An 18117-nucleotide genomic window follows, 5' to 3' on the forward strand; every position below is an offset into this window, starting at 1 on the left:
TAAACAGCCACTATTGTGGCACTTTCTTTTCGTCGCCGCAAAAAGAAAAGCCCGGCTTTACGGCCGGGCTTCCAGATTACTGTGGGTTAGCCGGTTTACGCGGACGGCGACGGCGCTGCCCTTCTCCTGCCGGTTTCCCTTCGCTGTCGCGGCGAGGCGGTTTATTGCCCGACTTCGGCGCGCCGCCTTCGGCACGGCGTGGCTGCTGCTGACCACGGCCGCCGCCCTGACCGCGTCCACCGCCGCCACGCTGCTGGCGACCGTTCTGAATTGGCTCCGCTTTAATGGACGGATCCACTTCGTACCCCGGCGTTTCAATACGCGGGATCTCTTTCTTCAGCAGACGTTCGATATCGCGCAGCAGTTTGTGTTCATCCACGCAGACCAGCGAGAGCGCCTCACCGGTGGCGGCCGCACGACCGGTACGGCCGATACGGTGAACATAGTCTTCCGGCACGTTTGGCAGCTCGTAGTTCACCACGTGCGGCAGCTCTTCAATGTCCAGACCACGGGCAGCGATGTCGGTTGCCACCAGCACGCGGATATCACCGGATTTAAAGTCCGCCAGCGCACGGGTACGCGCTCCCTGGCTCTTGTTACCGTGGATGGCCGCACTGCGAATACCGTCTTTGTTCAGCTGTTCCGCCAGGTGGTTTGCACCGTGCTTGGTACGGGTAAAGACCAGCACCTGCTGCCAGTTGCCCTGACCAATCATCTGGGAGAGCAGTTCCCGCTTACGCTTTTTATCAACGAAGTGCACGTGCTGGGTCACTTGCTCAGAGGCGGTGTTGCGGCGCGCCACTTCCACTTCCAGCGGGTTATGCAGCAGCTTTTCAGCCAGCGCCTTGATCTCGTCGGAGAAGGTCGCGGAGAACAGCAGGTTTTGACGGCGCGGCGGGAGCTTAGCCAGTACGCGGCGAATATCGTGGATAAAGCCCATGTCCAGCATGCGGTCGGCTTCGTCCAGCACCAGAATTTCGACGTTATCGAGCTTCACGGCGTTCTGGTGTTCCAGATCCAGCAGACGGCCCGGCGTTGCCACCAGCACGTCCACGCCGCCGCGCAGTTTCATCATCTGTGGGTTGATGCTCACACCACCGAACACCACCAGCGAACGAATGTTGAGATAGCGGCTGTAGTCACGCACGTTCTCGCCAATCTGCGCCGCCAGCTCGCGGGTTGGGGTGAGGATCAGCGCACGAACCGGACGACGTCCCTTCGCGTGCGGCTGATTTTTTACCAGCAGCTCTAACAGTGGCAGGGTGAAGCCTGCGGTTTTACCGGTTCCGGTCTGGGCACTGGCCATCAGGTCACGGCCCTGCAGAACGGCAGGGATGGCCTGCTGCTGGATTGGGGTTGGCTCAACGTAGCCCTGCTCTGCGATCGCGCGCAGAATTTCCGGGTTCAGGCCAAGGGAATCAAAAGACATAAAAACTCCGAACCGCCCCGACCATCACAGGTGTAGTTTTCAGGGAGATATAACAATTAGGAGGACAAAAACCACAATGTCGCGAAGGGGCGGAGTGTAGCAGCTTTTGTGACGTGGCGCATAAAATATCCCTCCACCTTCCCTCGACGATTTCGCTAATCAGGCATAATCTTAATCAATCGATTGATTAATTTTTAATGCCGCTATGAATACAACCCCGACAACCTCTAAAGGCGAACAGGCCAAAAGCCAGCTTATTGCTGCCGCGCTGGCGCAGTTTGGTGAGTATGGCTTGCATGCCACCACCCGGGATATCGCGGCGCAGGCCGGGCAAAACATTGCGGCTATCCCCTACTATTTTGGCTCAAAAGAGGATTTATACCTCGCCTGTGCGCAGTGGATCGCCGATTTTATTGGCACGCAGTTTCACCCGCACGTGGAGGAAGCCACCGCGCTGCTCAGCCAGCCGTCGCCCGATCGTGACGCCATCCGCCAGCTGATCCTCAACGCCTGCCATAACATGATCCGCCTGCTGACGCACGACGACACGCTGAACCTGAGTCGATTTATCTCCCGTGAACAGCTCTCCCCTACCGTCGCCTACCAGTTGGTGCACGACCAGGTGATTGCCCCGATGCACACGCACCTGACCCGGCTGATCGCGGCCTATACCGGGCAAGACGCCAACGATACCGCAACGATTTTGCATACCCACGCCCTGCTGGGTGAGATTCTGGCCTTCCGTCTGGGGCGAGAAACGATTCTGTTACGCACCGGCTGGACACAATTTGATGAGGATAAAGCCGCGCAGATTAGCCAGGTTATCACCTGTCATCTCGATCTGATCCTGCAAGGCTTAACGCAAAGGAGCCTGAAGTCATGAAAAAACCTGTCGCCATCATTCTGGTGGTTGTTGTTTTGCTTGCCGCCGGCATCGGTGGCTGGCTGTGGTATCAAAGCCATCAGGATCGCGGCCTGACGCTGTACGGTAACGTTGATATTCGTACCGTGAATATGAGCTTCCGCGTCGGGGGGCGGCTGGCGTCGCTGAACGTGGATGAGGGCGACACCATCAAAACCGGGCAGACGCTGGGGATGCTGGATAAAGCGCCCTACGAGAACGCGCTGATGCAGGCAAAAGCCGGGGTTTCCGTCGCCCAGGCGCAATATGATCTGATGCTGGCCGGTTATCGTGACGAAGAGATTGCCCAGGCTGCTGCCGCAGTTAAACAGGCGCAGGCGGCCTATGACTATGCGCAGAATTTCTATGCCCGCCAGCAGGGGCTGTGGAAAAGCCGCACCATTTCGGCCAACGATCTGGAAAACGCCCGTTCATCACGCGATCAGGCTCAGGCAACGCTGAAATCCGCGCAGGACAAACTGAGTCAGTACCACACCGGTAACCGCCCGCAGGATATCGCCCAGGCCAAAGCCAGCCTTGAACAGGCGCAGGCCCAGCTGGCCCAGGCGGAGCTCGATCTGCACGACACCACGCTGGTGGCACCGTCAGACGGCACGCTGATGACCCGCGCCGTGGAACCCGGCAGCATGCTCAACGCCGGCAGCACCGTTTTAACCCTGTCGCTCACTCGTCCGGTGTGGGTGCGCGCCTACATTGATGAGCCAAACCTCGGCCAGATGCAGCCGGGTCGCGAGCTGCTGCTCTATACCGATGGCCGTCCGGATAAGCCGTATCACGGCAAAGTGGGCTTTGTTTCGCCCACCGCTGAATTCACGCCAAAAACGGTGGAAACGCCGGATCTGCGTACCGACCTGGTGTATCGCCTGCGCATCATCGTCACTGATGCGGACGACGCGCTGCGTCAGGGCATGCCTGTCACCGTAAAAGTGAACAACGGGGAACGACATGAATGACGCGGTTATCCGGCTCGACAATCTGGTCAAACGCTTCGCGGGCATGGAAAAACCGGCCGTCGCGCCGCTGAACTGTACCATCCAGAAAGGCTATGTGACCGGGCTGGTTGGCCCGGACGGCGCAGGCAAAACCACGTTGATGCGGATGCTGGCAGGCCTGCTTAAGCCCGATGAAGGGGCGGCCAGCGTGCTCGGGCTCGATCCGATTAAAGATGACGGTGCACTCCACGCCATGCTCGGCTATATGCCGCAGAAGTTTGGTCTCTATGAAGACCTGACGGTGATGGAGAACCTTAATCTGTACGCGGATCTGCGCAGCGTGACCGGTGAAACCCGTCAGCAGACTTTCGCCCGTCTGCTGGCCTTCACCTCCCTCGGTCCCTTCACCGATCGCCTGGCGGGCAAGCTCTCCGGCGGGATGAAGCAAAAGCTGGGGCTGGCCTGTACGCTGGTCGGCGAGCCGAAAGTGCTGCTGCTGGATGAGCCCGGCGTGGGCGTGGACCCCATTTCACGCCGCGAGCTGTGGCAGATGGTGCACGAGCTGGCCGGTGACGGAATGCTGATCCTCTGGAGCACCTCCTATCTGGATGAAGCCGAGCAGTGTCGCGATGTGCTGCTGATGAACGAAGGCGAGCTGCTTTATCAGGGAGAACCGACGAAGCTGACGCAAAGCATGGCCGGACGCAGTTTTCTGCTTCACAGCCCGCAGGAGTCGAACCGCACGCTGCTGCAGCGGGTACTGAAACTGCCCCAGGTCAGCGACGGGATGATTCAGGGCCGTTCGGTGCGCGTGATCCTGACCAAAGAGGCGACCGAAGCGGATATTCGTCACGCGCCGGGCATGCCTGACATTGAGATGGAAGAGACGGCTCCCCGCTTTGAGGACGCGTTTATCGATCTATTGGGCGGAGCGGGCACCTCAGAATCACCGCTCGGGGCGATCCTGCACACGGTGGAAGGCACGCCGGGTGAGACGGTGATCGAAGCCAAATCCCTGACCAAAAAGTTTGGTGATTTCGCCGCCACCGATAACGTCAATTTCGCGGTGAAGCGCGGTGAAATTTTTGGCCTGCTCGGGCCAAACGGCGCCGGGAAATCCACCACCTTTAAGATGATGTGCGGCCTGCTGGTGCCTACGTCCGGCAAAGCGCTGGTGCTGGATATGGATTTGAAAGTCAGCTCCGGCAAGGCGCGACAGCATCTGGGGTATATGGCGCAGAAGTTCTCGCTGTACGGCAACCTGACGGTCGAGCAGAACCTGCGCTTTTTCTCCGGCGTTTACGGCCTGCGAGGGCGCGCCCAGGACGAGAAAATCCACCGCATGAGCGAGGCGTTTGGCCTGACAGCTATCGCTTCCCACGCCACAGATGAGCTCCCCCTTGGCTTCAAACAGCGGCTGGCGCTGGCCTGTTCGCTGATGCACGAGCCCGATATTCTGTTTCTGGATGAACCCACGTCAGGTGTTGATCCCCTTACCCGCCGCGAGTTCTGGCTGCACATCAACAGCATGGTGGAGAAAGGGGTAACGGTGATGGTAACCACCCACTTTATGGACGAGGCGGAGTATTGCGACCGCATCGGGCTGGTCTATCGCGGCAAGCTGATTGCCCACGGCACGCCGGATGACCTGAAAGCCCAGGCCGCAGACAACGAGGTACCGGACCCGACCATGGAGCAGGCGTTTATCACCCTCATCCACGACTGGGATAAGGAGAATGCCGATGCGCAATAAGGCGATTTCCTGGCGCCGGGTGCGCGCGCTGTGCATCAAAGAGACGCGTCAGATCGTGCGTGACCCCAGCAGCTGGCTGATTGCGGTGGTCATCCCGCTTCTGCTGCTGTTTATCTTCGGCTATGGGATCAACCTCGACTCCAGCAAACTGCGGGTCGGCATTTTACTGGAGCAGCAGAGCGAAGAGGCGCTGGATTTCACCCACGCCATGACCGGCTCGCCCTACATTGACGCCACCATCAGCGACAACCGGCAGGAGTTGATTCAGAAGATGCAGGCCGGGAAAATCCGCGGTCTGGTGGTGATCCCGGTCGATTTCGCCGCCAACATGGCGCGGACAGATACCGCTGCGCCGATCCAGGTGATCACTGACGGCAGCGAGCCGAATACCGCCAACTTTGTCCAGGGCTACGTGGAGGGGATCTGGCAGCTCTGGCAGATGCAGCGCGCCGAAGACCGGGGCGAAACATTCGAACCGCTGATCGACGTACAGATGCGCTACTGGTTTAACCCTGCCGCCATCAGCCAGCATTTTATTATCCCGGGTGCGGTCACCATCATTATGACGGTGATTGGCGCAATCCTGACCTCGCTGGTGATTGCCCGCGAGTGGGAGCGCGGCACCATGGAGGCGCTGCTTTCAACCGAAGTGACGCGCCTTGAGCTGCTGCTGTGTAAGCTTATCCCCTACTACTTCCTCGGCATGCTGGCGATGCTGCTCTGTATGCTGGTCTCGGTGTTTATCCTCGGGGTGCCGTACCGCGGCTCGCTGGTGCTGCTCTTTTTCATCACCAGCCTGTTTCTGCTGAGCACGTTGGGCATGGGGCTGCTCATCTCCACCGTCACCCGCAACCAGTTTAACGCCGCCCAGGTGGCGCTGAACGCCGCCTTTTTACCGTCGATTATGCTGTCCGGGTTTATCTTCCAGATAGACAGCATGCCCGCGGTGATCCGCGCCGTGACCTACATTATTCCGGCGCGCTATTTCGTCAGCACGCTGCAAAGCCTGTTCCTGGCAGGGAATATTCCGGTAGTGCTGATTATCAATACCCTGTTTTTGCTGGCGTCGGCGGCGATGTTTATTGGGCTGACGTGGATGAAAACCAAACGGCGTCTGGATTAAGGAGCGAACATGTTTCACCGTTTATGGACGTTAATACGCAAAGAGCTGCAATCGCTGCTGCGCGAGCCGCAAACCCGCGCCATTCTGGTGTTACCGGTGCTCATCCAGGTGTTTCTGTTTCCTTTTGCCGCCACGCTTGAGGTAACCAACGCCACCATCGCGATTTACAACGAAGACAACGGTAAACATTCCGTCGAGCTGACCCAGCGCTTTGCCCGGGCGAAGGCGTTTACCCATATCCTGCTGCTGAAAAGCCCGCAGGCGATCCAGCCGACCATCGATACCCAGAAAGCGCTGCTGCTGGTGCGTTTTCCGGCCGATTTTTCCCGCAATCTGGACACCTTCCAGCCCGCGCCCATGCAGTTGATCCTCGACGGGCGTAACTCCAACAGCGCCCAGATTGCCGCGAACTACCTGCAACAGGTGGTGAAGGATTATCAGCAGGAGCTGATGGAGGGAAAACCGAAGCCCAACAACAGCGAGCTGGTGGTACGTAACTGGTACAACCCAAACCTGGACTACAAATGGTTTGTGGTGCCCTCGCTGATCGCCATGATCACCACCATTGGGGTGATGATCGTCACCTCCCTGTCCGTCGCCCGCGAACGCGAGCAAGGTACGCTCGATCAGCTTCTGGTCTCCCCGCTGGCGACCTGGCAAATCTTCGTCGGTAAAGCGGTTCCCGCCCTGATTGTTGCCACGTTCCAGGCCACCATCGTGCTGGGCGTAGGGATCTGGGCCTACCAGATCCCGTTTGCCGGGTCGCTGGCGCTGTTCTACTTCACGATGGTGATCTACGGGCTGTCGCTGGTCGGGTTTGGCTTGCTGATTTCCGCGCTCTGCTCCACGCAGCAGCAGGCGTTTATTGGCGTGTTCGTCTTTATGATGCCGGCCATCCTGCTCTCCGGGTATGTTTCGCCAGTTGAGAATATGCCGGTGTGGTTACAGGATCTGACGTGGATAAACCCGATTCGTCACTTTACGGATATCACCAAGCAAATTTATCTGAAGGATGCGAGTCTGGATATTATCTGGGGAAGTTTGTGGCCGCTACTGGTCATAGCGGCCACGACGGGTTCAGTGGCGTACGCGATGTTTAGACGCAACATTGCGTAGCTTTTTCTCTTTGGCCAGCAAAGAGACCACCGCAGGCCCTGCAAGAATGGCCAGACCGGCCAGCGCCAGCAGCAGGTTGTTTTGCAGCACGCGGGACAGCAGCCACAGCACAATCATCGCGGCACCAAAGTACCAGGTGGTGGTGAGCTCTTCGAGCACATCACCCACCTCGCGCCAGCGCGCTTCATGATGGCGCTGCAGGAACAACATCGACAGCACGGTGACGCCATAGAGGACGCATAGTCCTAAGCCAACACGCACCAGCGTGCCGCTCATCCAGCCCATCACCAGTACGGCCACGACCAGTAAATGCAACATTATCTGCCAGCAACTTAGACCTGTTGCGACACGAACACGTTGTTGCCACTTCATGGCTTCTCTCCTGAAGGATTTTTCTCTGCTTAATCAGACTACCGCACTTTACGGAAAATTCCGTAACACCGCATCTTTTTGTGACGACGACTACACTTTATTTTCATCGGGATAGTCACTCAGGAAGGAGCTTATGACCACAAAAATGCAGCATTTCTCGCTTAAAGTGCTGACGATAAACATTCATAAAGGCTTCACAGCATTTAATCGCCGCTTCATTTTACCGGAGCTGCGCGACGCGGTTCGCACCGTCAGCGCGGACATTGTCTGCCTGCAGGAAGTGATGGGCGCGCACGAGGTCCATCCGATGCACTTCGAAAACTGGCCCGACACGCCCCATTACGAATTTCTGGCCGACACCATGTGGAGTGATTACGCTTACGGCCGCAATGCGGTCTATCCTGAAGGTCATCACGGAAATGCGGTGCTGTCGCGTTATCCCATTGAACATTACGAGAACCGGGACGTCTCCGTCGGCGAAAGCGAAAAGCGTGGGCTACTTTACTGCCGTATCACCCCGCCAGACCTCGATTTTCCGGTGCATGTTGGCTGCGTCCATCTTGGTCTGCGGGAAGCGCACCGGCAGGCGCAGCTGCAGATGCTGGCCGAGTGGACCAACGCCCTGCCCGACGGTGAACCGGTGGTGGTGGCCGGCGATTTTAACGACTGGCGGCAGCGAGCTAACCATCCCCTGAAAGTGGAGGCCGGGCTGGAGGAGATTTTCACCCGCGCGCACGGCAGACCTGCGCGCACATTTCCGGTGCGTTTCCCGCTGCTGAGACTTGACCGCATTTATGTGAAAAACGCCCACGCCAGCAGCCCGACCGCGCTGGCGTTGCTCAACTGGCGTCACCTTTCCGACCATGCCCCGCTGAGCGCGGAGATCCACTTATGAAATGTACCTGGCAGGAAGGCAACCGGATCACGCTGCTGGAAAATGGCGATCAGTACTACCCGGCCGTTTTTGACGCGATAGACCGCGCGCAGCATAAAGTGATCCTCGAAACCTTTATCTGGTTCGAAGATGAGGTTGGCAAACAGTTGCACAGCGTGCTGCTGCGCGCCGCCCAGCGCGGCGTCAAAATTGAAGCGCTGCTGGATGGCTATGGCTCGCCCGATCTCAGCGATACGTTCGTGAATGAGCTCACCGCCGCAGGCGTCGTGTTCCGCTACTACGATCCCGGCCCTCGCCTGTTCGGCATGCGTACCAATCTCTTTCGCCGGATGCACCGCAAAATCGTCGTCGTTGATGAGACGGTGGCGTTTGTCGGTGGCATTAACTACTCCGCCGAGCATATGTCTGACTACGGCCCGGAGGCCAAACAGGATTACGCCATCCGCATCGAAGGGCCTGTGGTTCAGGACATTTTGCTGTTTGAACTGGAAAACTTGCCCGGCAAAGAGGCCGCCCGGCGCTGGTGGAAGCGCCGTCATCGCCCGGAAGAGAACCGGAAGCCCGGCGAAGCGCAGGCGCTGTTCGTCTGGCGGGATAACGGCGAGCACCGGGACGATATTGAGCGCCACTACCTGAAAATGCTGGCGAATGCCAAACGCGAAGTGATCATCGCCAACGCCTACTTCTTCCCGGGCTACCGTCTGCTGCACGCCATGCGCAGTGCTGCCCGACGCGGCGTCCGCGTGAAGCTGATTGTGCAGGGCGAGCCGGATATGCCCATCGTCAAAGTCGGCGCGCGGCTGCTCTATAACTACCTGCTCAAAGGCGGAGTGCAGATCTACGAGTACCGTCGCCGACCGCTGCACGGCAAAGTCGCGCTGATGGACGATCACTGGGCAACCGTCGGCTCCAGTAACCTCGATCCGCTGAGCCTGTCGCTCAACCTGGAAGCGAACCTGATCATTCACGATCGCCAGTTTAACCAGACCCTGCGGGATAACCTGCAGGGGCTGATCGTGAACGACTGCGTGCGCGTGGACGAGTCCATGGTGCCTAAACGCACCTGGTGGAATCTGGGGATCAGCGTAGTGGTGTTCCACTTCCTGCGCCATTTCCCGGCGATGGTAGGCTGGCTGCCGGCGCATACCCCGAAACTTGCGCTGGTGGATCCGCCTGTTCAACCCGAGATGGAAACCCAGGACCGCATTGAGGCGGAAGATGGAGGGAAAACCTGATGTCTAAATCACATCCACGCTGGCGAATGGCGAAAAAGATCCTGACCTGGCTGTTTTTTATTGCCGTTGCGGTGCTGCTGGTGGTTTACGCGCAAAAGGTGGACTGGGAAGAGGTGTGGAAAGTTATCCGCAACTACAACCGGATGGTGCTGCTGGGAGCAGTTGGGCTGGTGATTGTCAGCTATCTGATGTACGGCTGCTACGACCTGCTGGGCCGCGCCTACTGCGGCCACAAGCTGGCAAAACGCCAGGTCATGCTGGTGTCGTTTATCTGCTACGCCTTTAACCTGACGCTCAGCACCTGGGTTGGGGGGATTGGCATGCGCTATCGCCTGTACTCGCGCCTGGGACTGCCCGGTGGGACCATCACGCGTATATTTTCGCTGAGCATTACCACCAACTGGCTGGGTTATATTCTGCTGGGTGGGGTGATCTTTACCATCGGCGTGGTACAGTTGCCCGCACACTGGTATATCGATGAAGCCACGCTGCGGATTTTGGGTTTCGCGCTCCTGCTCATTATCGCCCTGTATCTCTGGGCCTGCGCCTTTGCCAGACGCCGCCATATGACCATCAAAGGGCAAAAGCTGGTGTTACCCTCATGGAAGTTTGCCGTGCTGCAGATGGCGGTCTCCAGCGCCAACTGGATGGCGATGGGGGCAATTATCTGGCTGCTCATTGGCGAAGAGGTGAACTATTTCTTCGTGCTGGGGGTGCTGCTGGTGAGCAGTATCGCCGGGGTGATCGTCCATATTCCGGCCGGGATTGGGGTGCTGGAAGCGGTATTTATCGCCCTGCTTGCCGGAGAACATGTATCTCATGGGACGATTATCGCCGCCCTGCTCGCCTACCGCATGCTCTATTACTTCCTGCCGCTGGCGCTGGCCACGGTCTGTTATCTGGTGCTTGAGAGCCGGGCGAAGAAGCTAAGAGCGAAGAACGAGAAGGCGATGGCAAAATAAAAGCAAAACGGCAACTTTGTTGCCGTTTTTAGTGTTTGTTCCCTCTCCCGTGGGAGAGGGTCAGGGTGAGGGCACCAGACCGCACCGCCACCTCGCAAAGCTACCTTAACGACGGTTGCCGAAAATACGCAGCAGCATCAGGAACAGGTTGATGAAGTCCAGATACAGCGTCAGGGCGCCCAGAATTGAGTATTTACGCAGGTTGGAACTGTCGCGCACGTCAATCTGCTCGCCGATGTTTTTCAGCTTCTGAGTGTCGTAGGCGGTTAAGCCAACGAAAATCACCACCCCGATATAGGTCACCGCCCACATCAGCGCGTCGCTCTTCAGCCACAGGTTCACCAGCGACGCCAGCACAATCCCGATAAGCCCCATGAACAGCATGTTGCCGAGACCGCTGAGGTCACGTTTGGTGGTGTAACCGTACAGGCTCATCACACCAAACATCCCGCCGGTGACCACAAAGGTGCTGGCAATAGAGGAGTAGGTATAGACGATGAAAATGCTGGAAAGCGTCAGCCCCGTCAGTGCCGAATAGAGCATAAACAGGGTGGTCGCCATCCCGGCACTCAGCTTCTGTACCAGCCCGGAGAGCACAAACACCAGTGCCAGTTGCGCAATGATCAGCCCAAAGAAGGTGATTTTGCTGGAAAAGATAAACATCATCAGTTCAGGGGTATTGGCCGCATACCACGCGATAAATGCGGTAAGCAGTAAGCCCACCGTCATCCAGCCATAAACCTGAGCCATATACGTCTGCAGGCCGCTACGGGTCTGCTGTACTATCGAATCGGAACGCGGAAATCGGTCCATGATTCACTCCTGATTAAGTTGACACACACGTTAAGACTAACACATCCACATAAACCTGTTACCAACGGCTGGCGGCCTGTTTGTCGCTGTCGCGCGATTCAACCCACCGCTCCCCCTCCGGCGTCGCTTCACGTTTCCAGAACGGGGCTTTGGTTTTCAGGTAATCCATGATGAACTCCCCGGCGGCAAACGCGCTGCCGCGATGGGCGCTGGTCACCCCCACGAAAACGATCTCCTCGCCCGGCCACATCTCACCGATGCGGTGGATAACCGTCACACGCCCGAGCGGCCAGCGGCCTCGCGCCTCTTCGACGATCGCAGCCAGCGATTTTTCGGTCATGCCCGGATAGTGTTCCAGCGTCAGCGCTTTTACGCTGTCGCCAAGGTTGTGGTTACGCACTTTACCGGTGAAGGTCACCACAGCACCGTCTTCATCGCGCTCTGCCAGCCAGTGATATTCCGTACCGACGTTAAAGCGCTCAGGGCCAACCAGAATTCGCGTATCAGCCATCTTAACCCCCCGTCACCGGTGGGAAGAAGGCCACTTCATCACCTGCCGCCAGCGGATGGGTAAACTCCACCAGCGTCTGGTTGACGGCGGCCAGCAGCTTCCCTTCATCCAGCGCCAGCGCCCAACGGTCGCTTTGCGTCGCCAGATGCGCACGCAGTGCGGCAACGTCTTTAAACGTCGCGTCCAGCGTCAGGCTGTCGGTATTCACCAGTTCACGCACCTGAGCAAAAAAGAGCACCTTAATCATGGCTGTCCACCTTAAAATCACCGGATTTGCCGCCGCTTTTCGCCAGCAGACGAACCGGGCCAATCACCATATCTTTCTGCACCGCTTTGCACATGTCGTAGATGGTCAGCGCAGCAACGGACGCCGCCGTCAGCGCTTCCATCTCCACGCCCGTTTTACCGGTTAAACGACACAGCGATTCGATGCGCACGCGGTTGTGCTCTGGCTGGGCCTGAAGATTGACCTCCACCTTGCTGAGCATCAGCGGGTGGCAGAGCGGAATTAAGTCCCAGGTGCGTTTCGCCGCCTGGATCCCGGCGATGCGGGCAGTGGCAAAGACATCCCCCTTATGGTGGCTGCCGTCGATAATCATCGCCAGGGTGTCTGGCAGCATGGTAACGAACGCTTCGGCACGCGCCTCGCGGACCGTTTCGGCCTTGGCGGAAACGTCCACCATATGCGCTTCGCCAGCGGCGTTAATGTGGGTCAGTTGCGACATAGCTTATTTCTTTAAATGGGGATGAAAATTACACGGACGGGTGCGGGCATCCAGCTGCGGGGCGATAATGTTTTCCCACGCGGTGCGGCAGGCTTTGGTCGAGCCCGGCATGGCGAATATCAGGGTGTTGTTCGCCATGCCCGCCACCGCACGTGACTGCAGCGTCGAGGTACCAATCTCTTCGAACGACAGCATGCGAAACACTTCGCCGAAGCCTTCTACCTCGCGGTCGAACAGCGGGATCAGCGCCTCTGGCGCCTGGTCACCTGCGGTAAAACCGGTGCCGCCGGTGATCAACACCACCTGCACCTCATCGCTGGCAATCCACCGGGAGACCTGCGCGCGTATGGCGTAGCGGTTCTCTTTGACGATCGCTTTATCGACGATCTTATGCCCGGCGTCATGGGCGGCTTCGCGCAGCCAGTGGCCGGAGGTGTCATCCTCTTCGCCACGACGGTCGGAAACGGTAAGGATGGCAATACGTGTCGGGATAAATTCCGCGCTGACCTGACTCATCTTCTGGTTCCTTCTTAAGCCTGATTACCCGCCAATGTATGACAGGTTCTGAGTAATGCCGGTGTTGCCCTGATGCAGGAAGTGGGTCTGTTTTTTATGCGTCAGCGCCTCAGAAATACGCGCTTCCAGCGCGGCCTGTTGCACATCGTCTTCCAGCAGATCGCGAAGGTTAACGCCGCCATCCCCGAACAGACACAGATGCAGTTTGCCCACCGAGGAGACGCGCAGGCGGTTACAGCTGGCGCAGAAATCTTTCTCGTAAGGCATGATAAGCCCAATCTCCCCTTCGTAATCCGGGTGACAAAAGACCTGCGCCGGGCCGTCGCTGCGCTGGCGGATCTGGTGGATCCAGCCGCGTTTCAGCAGCTCATCGCGCAACACCATGCCGGAGATGTGATGGCGGCGGAACAGTTCGCTGCCCTCCCCCGTCTCCATGAGCTCAATAAACCGCAGTTGAATGGGGCGGGATTTGATCCACGCCAGGAAGGTATCGAGCTGATGATGGTTTACGTCACGCATCAGCACGGTGTTGACTTTGACCTTATCGAACCCGGCGGTAAACGCGGCATCGATACCGTCCATCACCTGCTGGAATTTATCCTGGCCGGTAATGGCGTGAAACTGACGGGCATCCAGGCTGTCCACGCTGACGTTAATGGCCGTTAAGCCCGCATCACGCCAGGTGGCGACATCGCGCGCCATACGGTAGCCATTGGTGGTCACCGCAATCTGACGGATGCGTTCGTTTTCACGGACAGCGGCAATAATGTCGGGGAAGTCACGGCGCAGCGAAGGTTCTCCGCCGGTCAGACGCACTTTTTCCGTGCCGAGTTCCGAGAACGCGCGCGTAACGCGGCGAACTTCATCCACGGAGAGAAAGCCGTTATTGGTGACGCTGCCCGGTTTGTAGCCGTCGGGCAGACAGTAGGTGCAACGGAAGTTACACACATCGGTAATCGACAGACGTAAGTAGTAAAACTTACGCGCGAAAGCATCAGTAAGTTGTGAAGCCATGTACACCTTTCCAGATACGGGAGGCACAGTCATTTCTTTCTGTACCCTGGTGGCATAGTTGCCACGGCCAGGGCGCCATATCTTTCGACACAGGCGCCAGGGCTAGAGTGTATGTTTTCAAATTTGAAAACGTGGTTATGGCGATAGTAGCGCGTAAATCACCCTTTCGCCATTACCGCTTAACGCTATATAAATATGTATATAGCGACCTGATCGTGCATTTTCGTTACAGAATACGCCAAAACAGCAGATTCGCATTGATATACGTCATTTTGCCCTGGCTGAGGCATCGTCTTTTAGGGGTAGTTAGGGTACTGTTACGCAGATCGAACGTGATAAGGAATATGTATGCGCAATCGCACTTTTGCGGATCTTGACCGGGTAGTGGCACTGGGCGGAGGCCACGGTCTGGGCCGTGTGATGTCTTCTTTGTCGTCACTCGGGTCAAGACTGACAGGGATAGTAACAACAACGGATAACGGCGGCTCTACGGGGCGGATCCGACGTGCAGAAGGCGGAATTGCCTGGGGCGATATGCGTAACTGCCTGAACCAGTTAATTACCGAACCGAGCGTCGCCTCGGCGATGTTTGAGTACCGTTTTGGCGGTAATGGGGAACTTTCCGGACATAACCTTGGAAATTTGATGCTTAAAGCGCTGGATCACCTGAGCGTGCGCCCGCTGGAAGCGATCAATCTCATCCGTAATCTGCTCAAAGTGGATGCGTTCCTGATCCCGATGTCTGAACAACCGGTCGATTTGATGGCCATCGACGTGGAAGGGCATGAAGTATACGGCGAAGTGAACATCGACCAGCTTACGCTGCCGCCGAAAGAGCTGATGACTTACCCGGCCGTTCCCGCCACGCGCGAAGCGGTTGAGGCCATCGCCGAGGCGGATTTGATCCTGATTGGCCCGGGCAGTTTTTACACCAGCCTGATGCCGATTTTACTGGTGAAAGAGCTGGCGCAGGCCCTGCGCAGAACGCCCGCCCCGATGGTGTACATCGGTAATTTAGGCCGCGAATTGAGTCCGGCAGCGGCCAGCCTGTCGCTTGCGGATAAACTGGAGCTGATGGAGCAGTACGTCGGGAAGAAAATCATCGATGGGGTTGTCGTAGGACCGAAAGTCGATGTGTCGGGTATTGGCAATCGCGTGGTGATTCAGGAGCCGCTGGAAGCGAGCGACATTAAATACCGGCATGACCGTCACCTGTTGCGTGACGCGCTGGAGAAGGCGATTCAGGAGTTGGGTTAGGCTCGTTTTGTGCGGCCTGATGCCCTCACCCGGCCCTCTCCCACAGGGAGAGGGCGAAAACACGCTGCTTTACCTAAGATGCGGCGATGAAAAGATCCCGCAACTGATGCAACTGGTCGCGAATTTGCGCTGCCTCTTCGAACTCCAGGTTCTGGGCGTGCTGCATCATCTGCGCTTCCAGCTCGTGGATTTTCTGCTGCAGCGCTTTCGGCGTCAGCGCGACGGTATCTTCCTCCACCACGGAACGCGCCTTGCCGCGTCCTTTCGCTTTGGTCTTCGCAATGTTCTGACCCAGCGCCAGAATATCCACCACCTTCTTGTTCAGACCCTGCGGCGTAATGCCGTGCTCTTCGTTGTAGCGCTGCTGTTTCTCGCGACGGCGTTCCGTTTCGCCAATCGCTTTCGCCATCGACGGGGTGATTTTATCGCCGTAGAGAATCGCTTTACCGTTGACGTTACGCGCGGCGCGGCCAATGGTCTGGATCAGCGAGCGCTCTGAACGCAGGAAGCCCTCTTTGTCGGCGTCAAGGATGGCCACCAGCGAGACTTCCGGCATATCCAGACCTTCTCGCAACAGGTTGATCCCTACCAGCACGTCAAACTCGCCCAGACGCAGGTCGCGGATAATCTCCATACGCTCCACGGTATCGATATCCGAGTGCAGATAACGCACCTTCTCGCCGTGTTCTTCCAGGTATTCAGTCAGGTCTTCCGCCATACGTTTGGTCAACGTGGTGACCAGCACGCGCTCGTTGATTGCCGAACGGGCGCGGATCTCGGAGAGCAGATCGTCCACCTGGGTCGCAACCGGACGCACTTCAATGACCGGATCCAGCAGCCCGGTTGGACGAACCACCTGATCAACCACCTCATCGCCCGATTTCTCCAGCTCGTAGTTGCCCGGCGTCGCCGAAACGTAAATGGTTTGCGGTGCCAGCGCTTCAAACTCTTCAAACTTCATCGGACGGTTGTCCAGCGCCGACGGCAGGCGGAAGCCGTACTCCACCAGCGTCTCTTTACGCGCGCGGTCACCGCGATACATCCCGCCGATCTGCGGGATCGTGACGTGGGATTCGTCGATCACCAGCAACCCGTCCGCCGGAAGGTAGTCAAACAGCGTCGGCGGCGGCTCGCCCGGCCCACGACCGGAGAGCAAACGTGAGTAGTTTTCGATACCGGAGCAGTAGCCCAGCTCGTTCATCATCTCCAGATCGAACTGGGTACGCTGGCTTAAGCGTTGCTCTTCGAGCAGCTTGTTGTTCGCCAGCAGCACCTTACGGCGTTCCGCCAGCTCCTCTTTGATCTCTTCCATCGCCTGCACAATACGCTCGCGTGGTGTTACGTAGTGCGTTTTTGGGTAGATGGTGTAGCGCTGAACGACGGACTCGACGTGGCCTGTGAGCGGGTCAAACAGCGACAGGCGCTCCACCTCTTCATCAAACAGCTCAACGCGCAGTGCAATATCGTCCGATTCCGCCGGGAAGATATCGATAACCTCGCCGCGCACGCGGAACGTACCGCGCTGGAACGCCTGGTCGTTACGGGTGTACTGCAGCTCCGCCAGACGGCGCAAAATCGCGCGCTGATCGATAATCATCCCCTGCGTCAGGTGCAGCATCATCTTCAGGTAGAGATCCGGGTCGCCCAGACCGTAGATGGCAGACACCGATGCGACCACCACCACATCACGACGCTCCAGCAGCGCCTTGGTCGCCGACAGACGCATCTGCTCAATGTGTTCGTTCACCGAGGCATCTTTCTCGATAAAGGTGTCAGAGCTCGGCACATAGGCTTCTGGCTGGTAGTAATCGTAATACGAGACGAAATACTCGACGGCATTCTCCGGGAAGAACTCTTTCATCTCGCCGTACAGCTGCGCCGCCAGCGTTTTGTTGGGCGCCAGCACCATGGTGGGGCGTTGCAGGTCAGCGATAACGTTGGCGATGGTGAAGGTTTTCCCCGAACCGGTCACCCCCAGCAGCGTCTGGTGTGCCAGCCCATCTTCCAGCCCTTCTTCAAGACGACGGATCGCCTCAGGCTGGTCGCCTGAAGGACGGAAAGCGGAATTCAATTTGAACGGTTTACTCATGGGCGACAACCTGGTGATGTAAAAAGCGGCAGGTGAGTAATTTTACTCGTTGTGGCCAGGAATGCCAGTAAAAAACACTGGATGAAAAACCAGTAGCATGTCAGGATATTTAGCATAGCGCCCGGATGATTAGCGCGTTCCCGGTCAAAATTTAGACGGAGACAACATAAAACACCAGTCCTACCCGGTTATCCCCAGAACATTTTCATTTTTAACATTTGTCAAGTCAGGTAATGATAGTTTTATGGCAACAGGTGACACTTTCATTACGGCAATTGATTTTATCTAACCAATTAAATAATAAGCGATATTTTCTTGAGCCGTGTTTCGCGTCAATTTGGGCGTAAGCCGCGTCTTCTCTCGCTTATCGCGTGTTTTCTAACTCTAATGCACATGGTTATCCACAGGAATAGTGGATAACTGCGTCCAGCCCATGCAGACTGCCGCTCAGCA

The 18117-nt window shown here is 57.5% G+C and carries 18 protein-coding genes and 1 riboswitch; of the genes, 9 read left to right on the top strand and 9 right to left on the bottom strand.

Features of this window, described 5'->3' with window-relative positions; genetic code table 11:
• Positions 1 to 76: 76 nt before the first annotated feature.
• Positions 77 to 1429 carry an ATP-dependent RNA helicase RhlE gene (rhlE, locus tag NQ842_RS17190; protein WP_063412255.1) on the bottom strand — a complete coding sequence of 451 codons (1353 nt, stop codon included), beginning with the start codon at positions 1427 to 1429 and terminating at the stop codon, positions 77 to 79.
• 205 nt (positions 1430 to 1634) lie between these two features.
• Between rhlE and cecR the strand changes: the two genes are divergently transcribed.
• Genes cecR through NQ842_RS17215 form a run of 5 tightly spaced genes read left to right on the top strand, consistent with a single transcriptional unit; the run spans position 1635 to position 7275 of the window.
• Entirely contained in the window at positions 1635 to 2312 is a 678-nt protein-coding gene (gene cecR, locus NQ842_RS17195; protein ID WP_257256124.1) for a transcriptional regulator CecR, read from the top strand.
• Complete coding sequence (gene hlyD, locus NQ842_RS17200; protein WP_257256125.1) at positions 2309 to 3304, top strand: secretion protein HlyD; 996 nt, start codon at positions 2309 to 2311, stop codon at positions 3302 to 3304. The genes cecR and hlyD overlap by 4 nt, the downstream gene beginning before the upstream one ends.
• Positions 3297 to 5036, top strand: coding sequence for an ATP-binding cassette domain-containing protein (locus NQ842_RS17205; RefSeq protein WP_014831158.1), 1740 nt, complete (start codon positions 3297 to 3299; stop codon positions 5034 to 5036). Before hlyD ends, NQ842_RS17205 begins: the two co-directional genes overlap by 8 nt.
• Positions 5026 to 6159, top strand: a complete 1134-nt coding sequence (locus tag NQ842_RS17210; RefSeq protein ID WP_020684986.1) for an ABC transporter permease — start codon at positions 5026 to 5028, stop codon at positions 6157 to 6159. Before NQ842_RS17205 ends, NQ842_RS17210 begins: the two co-directional genes overlap by 11 nt.
• A gap of 9 nt (positions 6160 to 6168) precedes the next feature.
• Positions 6169 to 7275: an ABC transporter permease gene (locus tag NQ842_RS17215; protein WP_014831156.1), complete on the top strand. Its 1107-nt coding sequence runs from the start codon at positions 6169 to 6171 to the stop codon at positions 7273 to 7275.
• Here NQ842_RS17215 and NQ842_RS17220 read toward each other — a convergent pair.
• Entirely contained in the window at positions 7237 to 7647 is a 411-nt protein-coding gene (locus NQ842_RS17220; protein WP_014831155.1) for a YbhQ family protein, read from the bottom strand. The genes NQ842_RS17215 and NQ842_RS17220 overlap by 39 nt on opposite strands.
• 133 nt (positions 7648 to 7780) lie before the next feature.
• Here NQ842_RS17220 and NQ842_RS17225 point away from each other — a divergent pair, with 133 nt between their 5' ends.
• From NQ842_RS17225 to NQ842_RS17235, 3 genes are read left to right on the top strand one after another with little or no spacing between them, the layout of a single operon-like run.
• Entirely contained in the window at positions 7781 to 8542 is a 762-nt protein-coding gene (locus NQ842_RS17225) for an endonuclease/exonuclease/phosphatase family protein (RefSeq protein WP_083021204.1), read from the top strand.
• Positions 8539 to 9777: a cardiolipin synthase ClsB gene (gene clsB, locus NQ842_RS17230; protein ID WP_194516566.1), complete on the top strand. Its 1239-nt coding sequence runs from the start codon at positions 8539 to 8541 to the stop codon at positions 9775 to 9777. The genes NQ842_RS17225 and clsB overlap by 4 nt, the downstream gene beginning before the upstream one ends.
• Entirely contained in the window at positions 9777 to 10739 is a 963-nt protein-coding gene (locus NQ842_RS17235; RefSeq protein WP_014831152.1) for a YbhN family protein, read from the top strand. Before clsB ends, NQ842_RS17235 begins: the two co-directional genes overlap by 1 nt.
• A gap of 105 nt (positions 10740 to 10844) precedes the next feature.
• Here the strand turns inward: NQ842_RS17235 and NQ842_RS17240 are convergent, their stop codons facing one another.
• The 6 genes from NQ842_RS17240 to moaA all read right to left on the bottom strand — a co-directional run bounded on the left by NQ842_RS17240 (position 10845) and on the right by moaA (position 14318).
• On the bottom strand, positions 10845 to 11552 hold the full coding sequence (locus NQ842_RS17240; protein ID WP_014831151.1) for a Bax inhibitor-1/YccA family protein: 708 nt from the start codon (positions 11550 to 11552) through the stop codon (positions 10845 to 10847).
• A gap of 58 nt (positions 11553 to 11610) precedes the next feature.
• Entirely contained in the window at positions 11611 to 12063 is a 453-nt protein-coding gene (gene moaE, locus NQ842_RS17245) for a molybdopterin synthase catalytic subunit MoaE (RefSeq protein WP_046888731.1), read from the bottom strand.
• Position 12064: 1 nt separating this feature from the next.
• Positions 12065 to 12310 carry a molybdopterin synthase sulfur carrier subunit gene (moaD, locus tag NQ842_RS17250; RefSeq protein ID WP_194516565.1) on the bottom strand — a complete coding sequence of 82 codons (246 nt, stop codon included), beginning with the start codon at positions 12308 to 12310 and terminating at the stop codon, positions 12065 to 12067.
• Positions 12303 to 12788 (bottom strand): cyclic pyranopterin monophosphate synthase MoaC, encoded by a 486-nt coding sequence (gene moaC / locus NQ842_RS17255; protein ID WP_013097492.1) that lies wholly within the window; start codon positions 12786 to 12788, stop codon positions 12303 to 12305. Before moaC ends, moaD begins: the two co-directional genes overlap by 8 nt.
• 3 nt (positions 12789 to 12791) lie before the next feature.
• Complete coding sequence (gene moaB, locus NQ842_RS17260) at positions 12792 to 13304, bottom strand: molybdenum cofactor biosynthesis protein B (protein WP_194516564.1); 513 nt, start codon at positions 13302 to 13304, stop codon at positions 12792 to 12794.
• Positions 13305 to 13328: 24 nt separating this feature from the next.
• A complete protein-coding gene (moaA, locus tag NQ842_RS17265; protein WP_014831147.1) occupies positions 13329 to 14318 on the bottom strand; it encodes a GTP 3',8-cyclase MoaA in 990 nt (329 codons plus the stop codon).
• A riboswitch (molybdenum cofactor riboswitch) is annotated at positions 14306 to 14440 on the bottom strand. Its footprint overlaps the gene before it by 13 nt.
• Before the next feature lie 226 nt (positions 14441 to 14666).
• Between moaA and yvcK the strand changes: the two genes are divergently transcribed.
• Positions 14667 to 15575: a uridine diphosphate-N-acetylglucosamine-binding protein YvcK gene (gene yvcK / locus NQ842_RS17270; protein WP_194516563.1), complete on the top strand. Its 909-nt coding sequence runs from the start codon at positions 14667 to 14669 to the stop codon at positions 15573 to 15575.
• Between the two features lie 73 nt (positions 15576 to 15648).
• On the opposite strand, the gene uvrB is transcribed toward yvcK, so the two are convergent.
• A complete protein-coding gene (uvrB, locus tag NQ842_RS17275) occupies positions 15649 to 17664 on the bottom strand; it encodes an excinuclease ABC subunit UvrB (RefSeq protein ID WP_257256126.1) in 2016 nt (671 codons plus the stop codon).
• Between the last annotated feature and the right edge of the window lie 453 nt (positions 17665 to 18117).

Source organism: Enterobacter cloacae complex sp. R_G8 (genome assembly GCF_024599795.1).
GTDB lineage: Bacteria > Pseudomonadota > Gammaproteobacteria > Enterobacterales > Enterobacteriaceae > Enterobacter > Enterobacter dissolvens.

Coding starts and splice junctions, on each gene's coding strand:
- NQ842_RS17225 (WP_083021204.1), top strand. CDS start 7,781: ATGACCACAAAAATGCAGCATTTCTCGCTTAAAGTGCTGACGATAAAC.
- hlyD (WP_257256125.1), top strand. CDS start 2,309: ATGAAAAAACCTGTCGCCATCATTCTGGTGGTTGTTGTTTTGCTTGCC.
- uvrB (WP_257256126.1), bottom strand. CDS start 17,664: ATGAGTAAACCGTTCAAATTGAATTCCGCTTTCCGTCCTTCAGGCGAC.
- NQ842_RS17220 (WP_014831155.1), bottom strand. CDS start 7,647: ATGAAGTGGCAACAACGTGTTCGTGTCGCAACAGGTCTAAGTTGCTGG.
- moaD (WP_194516565.1), bottom strand. CDS start 12,310: ATGATTAAGGTGCTCTTTTTTGCTCAGGTGCGTGAACTGGTGAATACC.
- NQ842_RS17205 (WP_014831158.1), top strand. CDS start 3,297: ATGAATGACGCGGTTATCCGGCTCGACAATCTGGTCAAACGCTTCGCG.
- moaE (WP_046888731.1), bottom strand. CDS start 12,063: ATGGCTGATACGCGAATTCTGGTTGGCCCTGAGCGCTTTAACGTCGGT.
- NQ842_RS17235 (WP_014831152.1), top strand. CDS start 9,777: ATGTCTAAATCACATCCACGCTGGCGAATGGCGAAAAAGATCCTGACC.
- clsB (WP_194516566.1), top strand. CDS start 8,539: ATGAAATGTACCTGGCAGGAAGGCAACCGGATCACGCTGCTGGAAAAT.
- moaB (WP_194516564.1), bottom strand. CDS start 13,304: ATGAGTCAGGTCAGCGCGGAATTTATCCCGACACGTATTGCCATCCTT.
- moaC (WP_013097492.1), bottom strand. CDS start 12,788: ATGTCGCAACTGACCCACATTAACGCCGCTGGCGAAGCGCATATGGTG.
- NQ842_RS17215 (WP_014831156.1), top strand. CDS start 6,169: ATGTTTCACCGTTTATGGACGTTAATACGCAAAGAGCTGCAATCGCTG.
- NQ842_RS17240 (WP_014831151.1), bottom strand. CDS start 11,552: ATGGACCGATTTCCGCGTTCCGATTCGATAGTACAGCAGACCCGTAGC.
- moaA (WP_014831147.1), bottom strand. CDS start 14,318: ATGGCTTCACAACTTACTGATGCTTTCGCGCGTAAGTTTTACTACTTA.
- rhlE (WP_063412255.1), bottom strand. CDS start 1,429: ATGTCTTTTGATTCCCTTGGCCTGAACCCGGAAATTCTGCGCGCGATC.
- NQ842_RS17210 (WP_020684986.1), top strand. CDS start 5,026: ATGCGCAATAAGGCGATTTCCTGGCGCCGGGTGCGCGCGCTGTGCATC.
- yvcK (WP_194516563.1), top strand. CDS start 14,667: ATGCGCAATCGCACTTTTGCGGATCTTGACCGGGTAGTGGCACTGGGC.
- cecR (WP_257256124.1), top strand. CDS start 1,635: ATGAATACAACCCCGACAACCTCTAAAGGCGAACAGGCCAAAAGCCAG.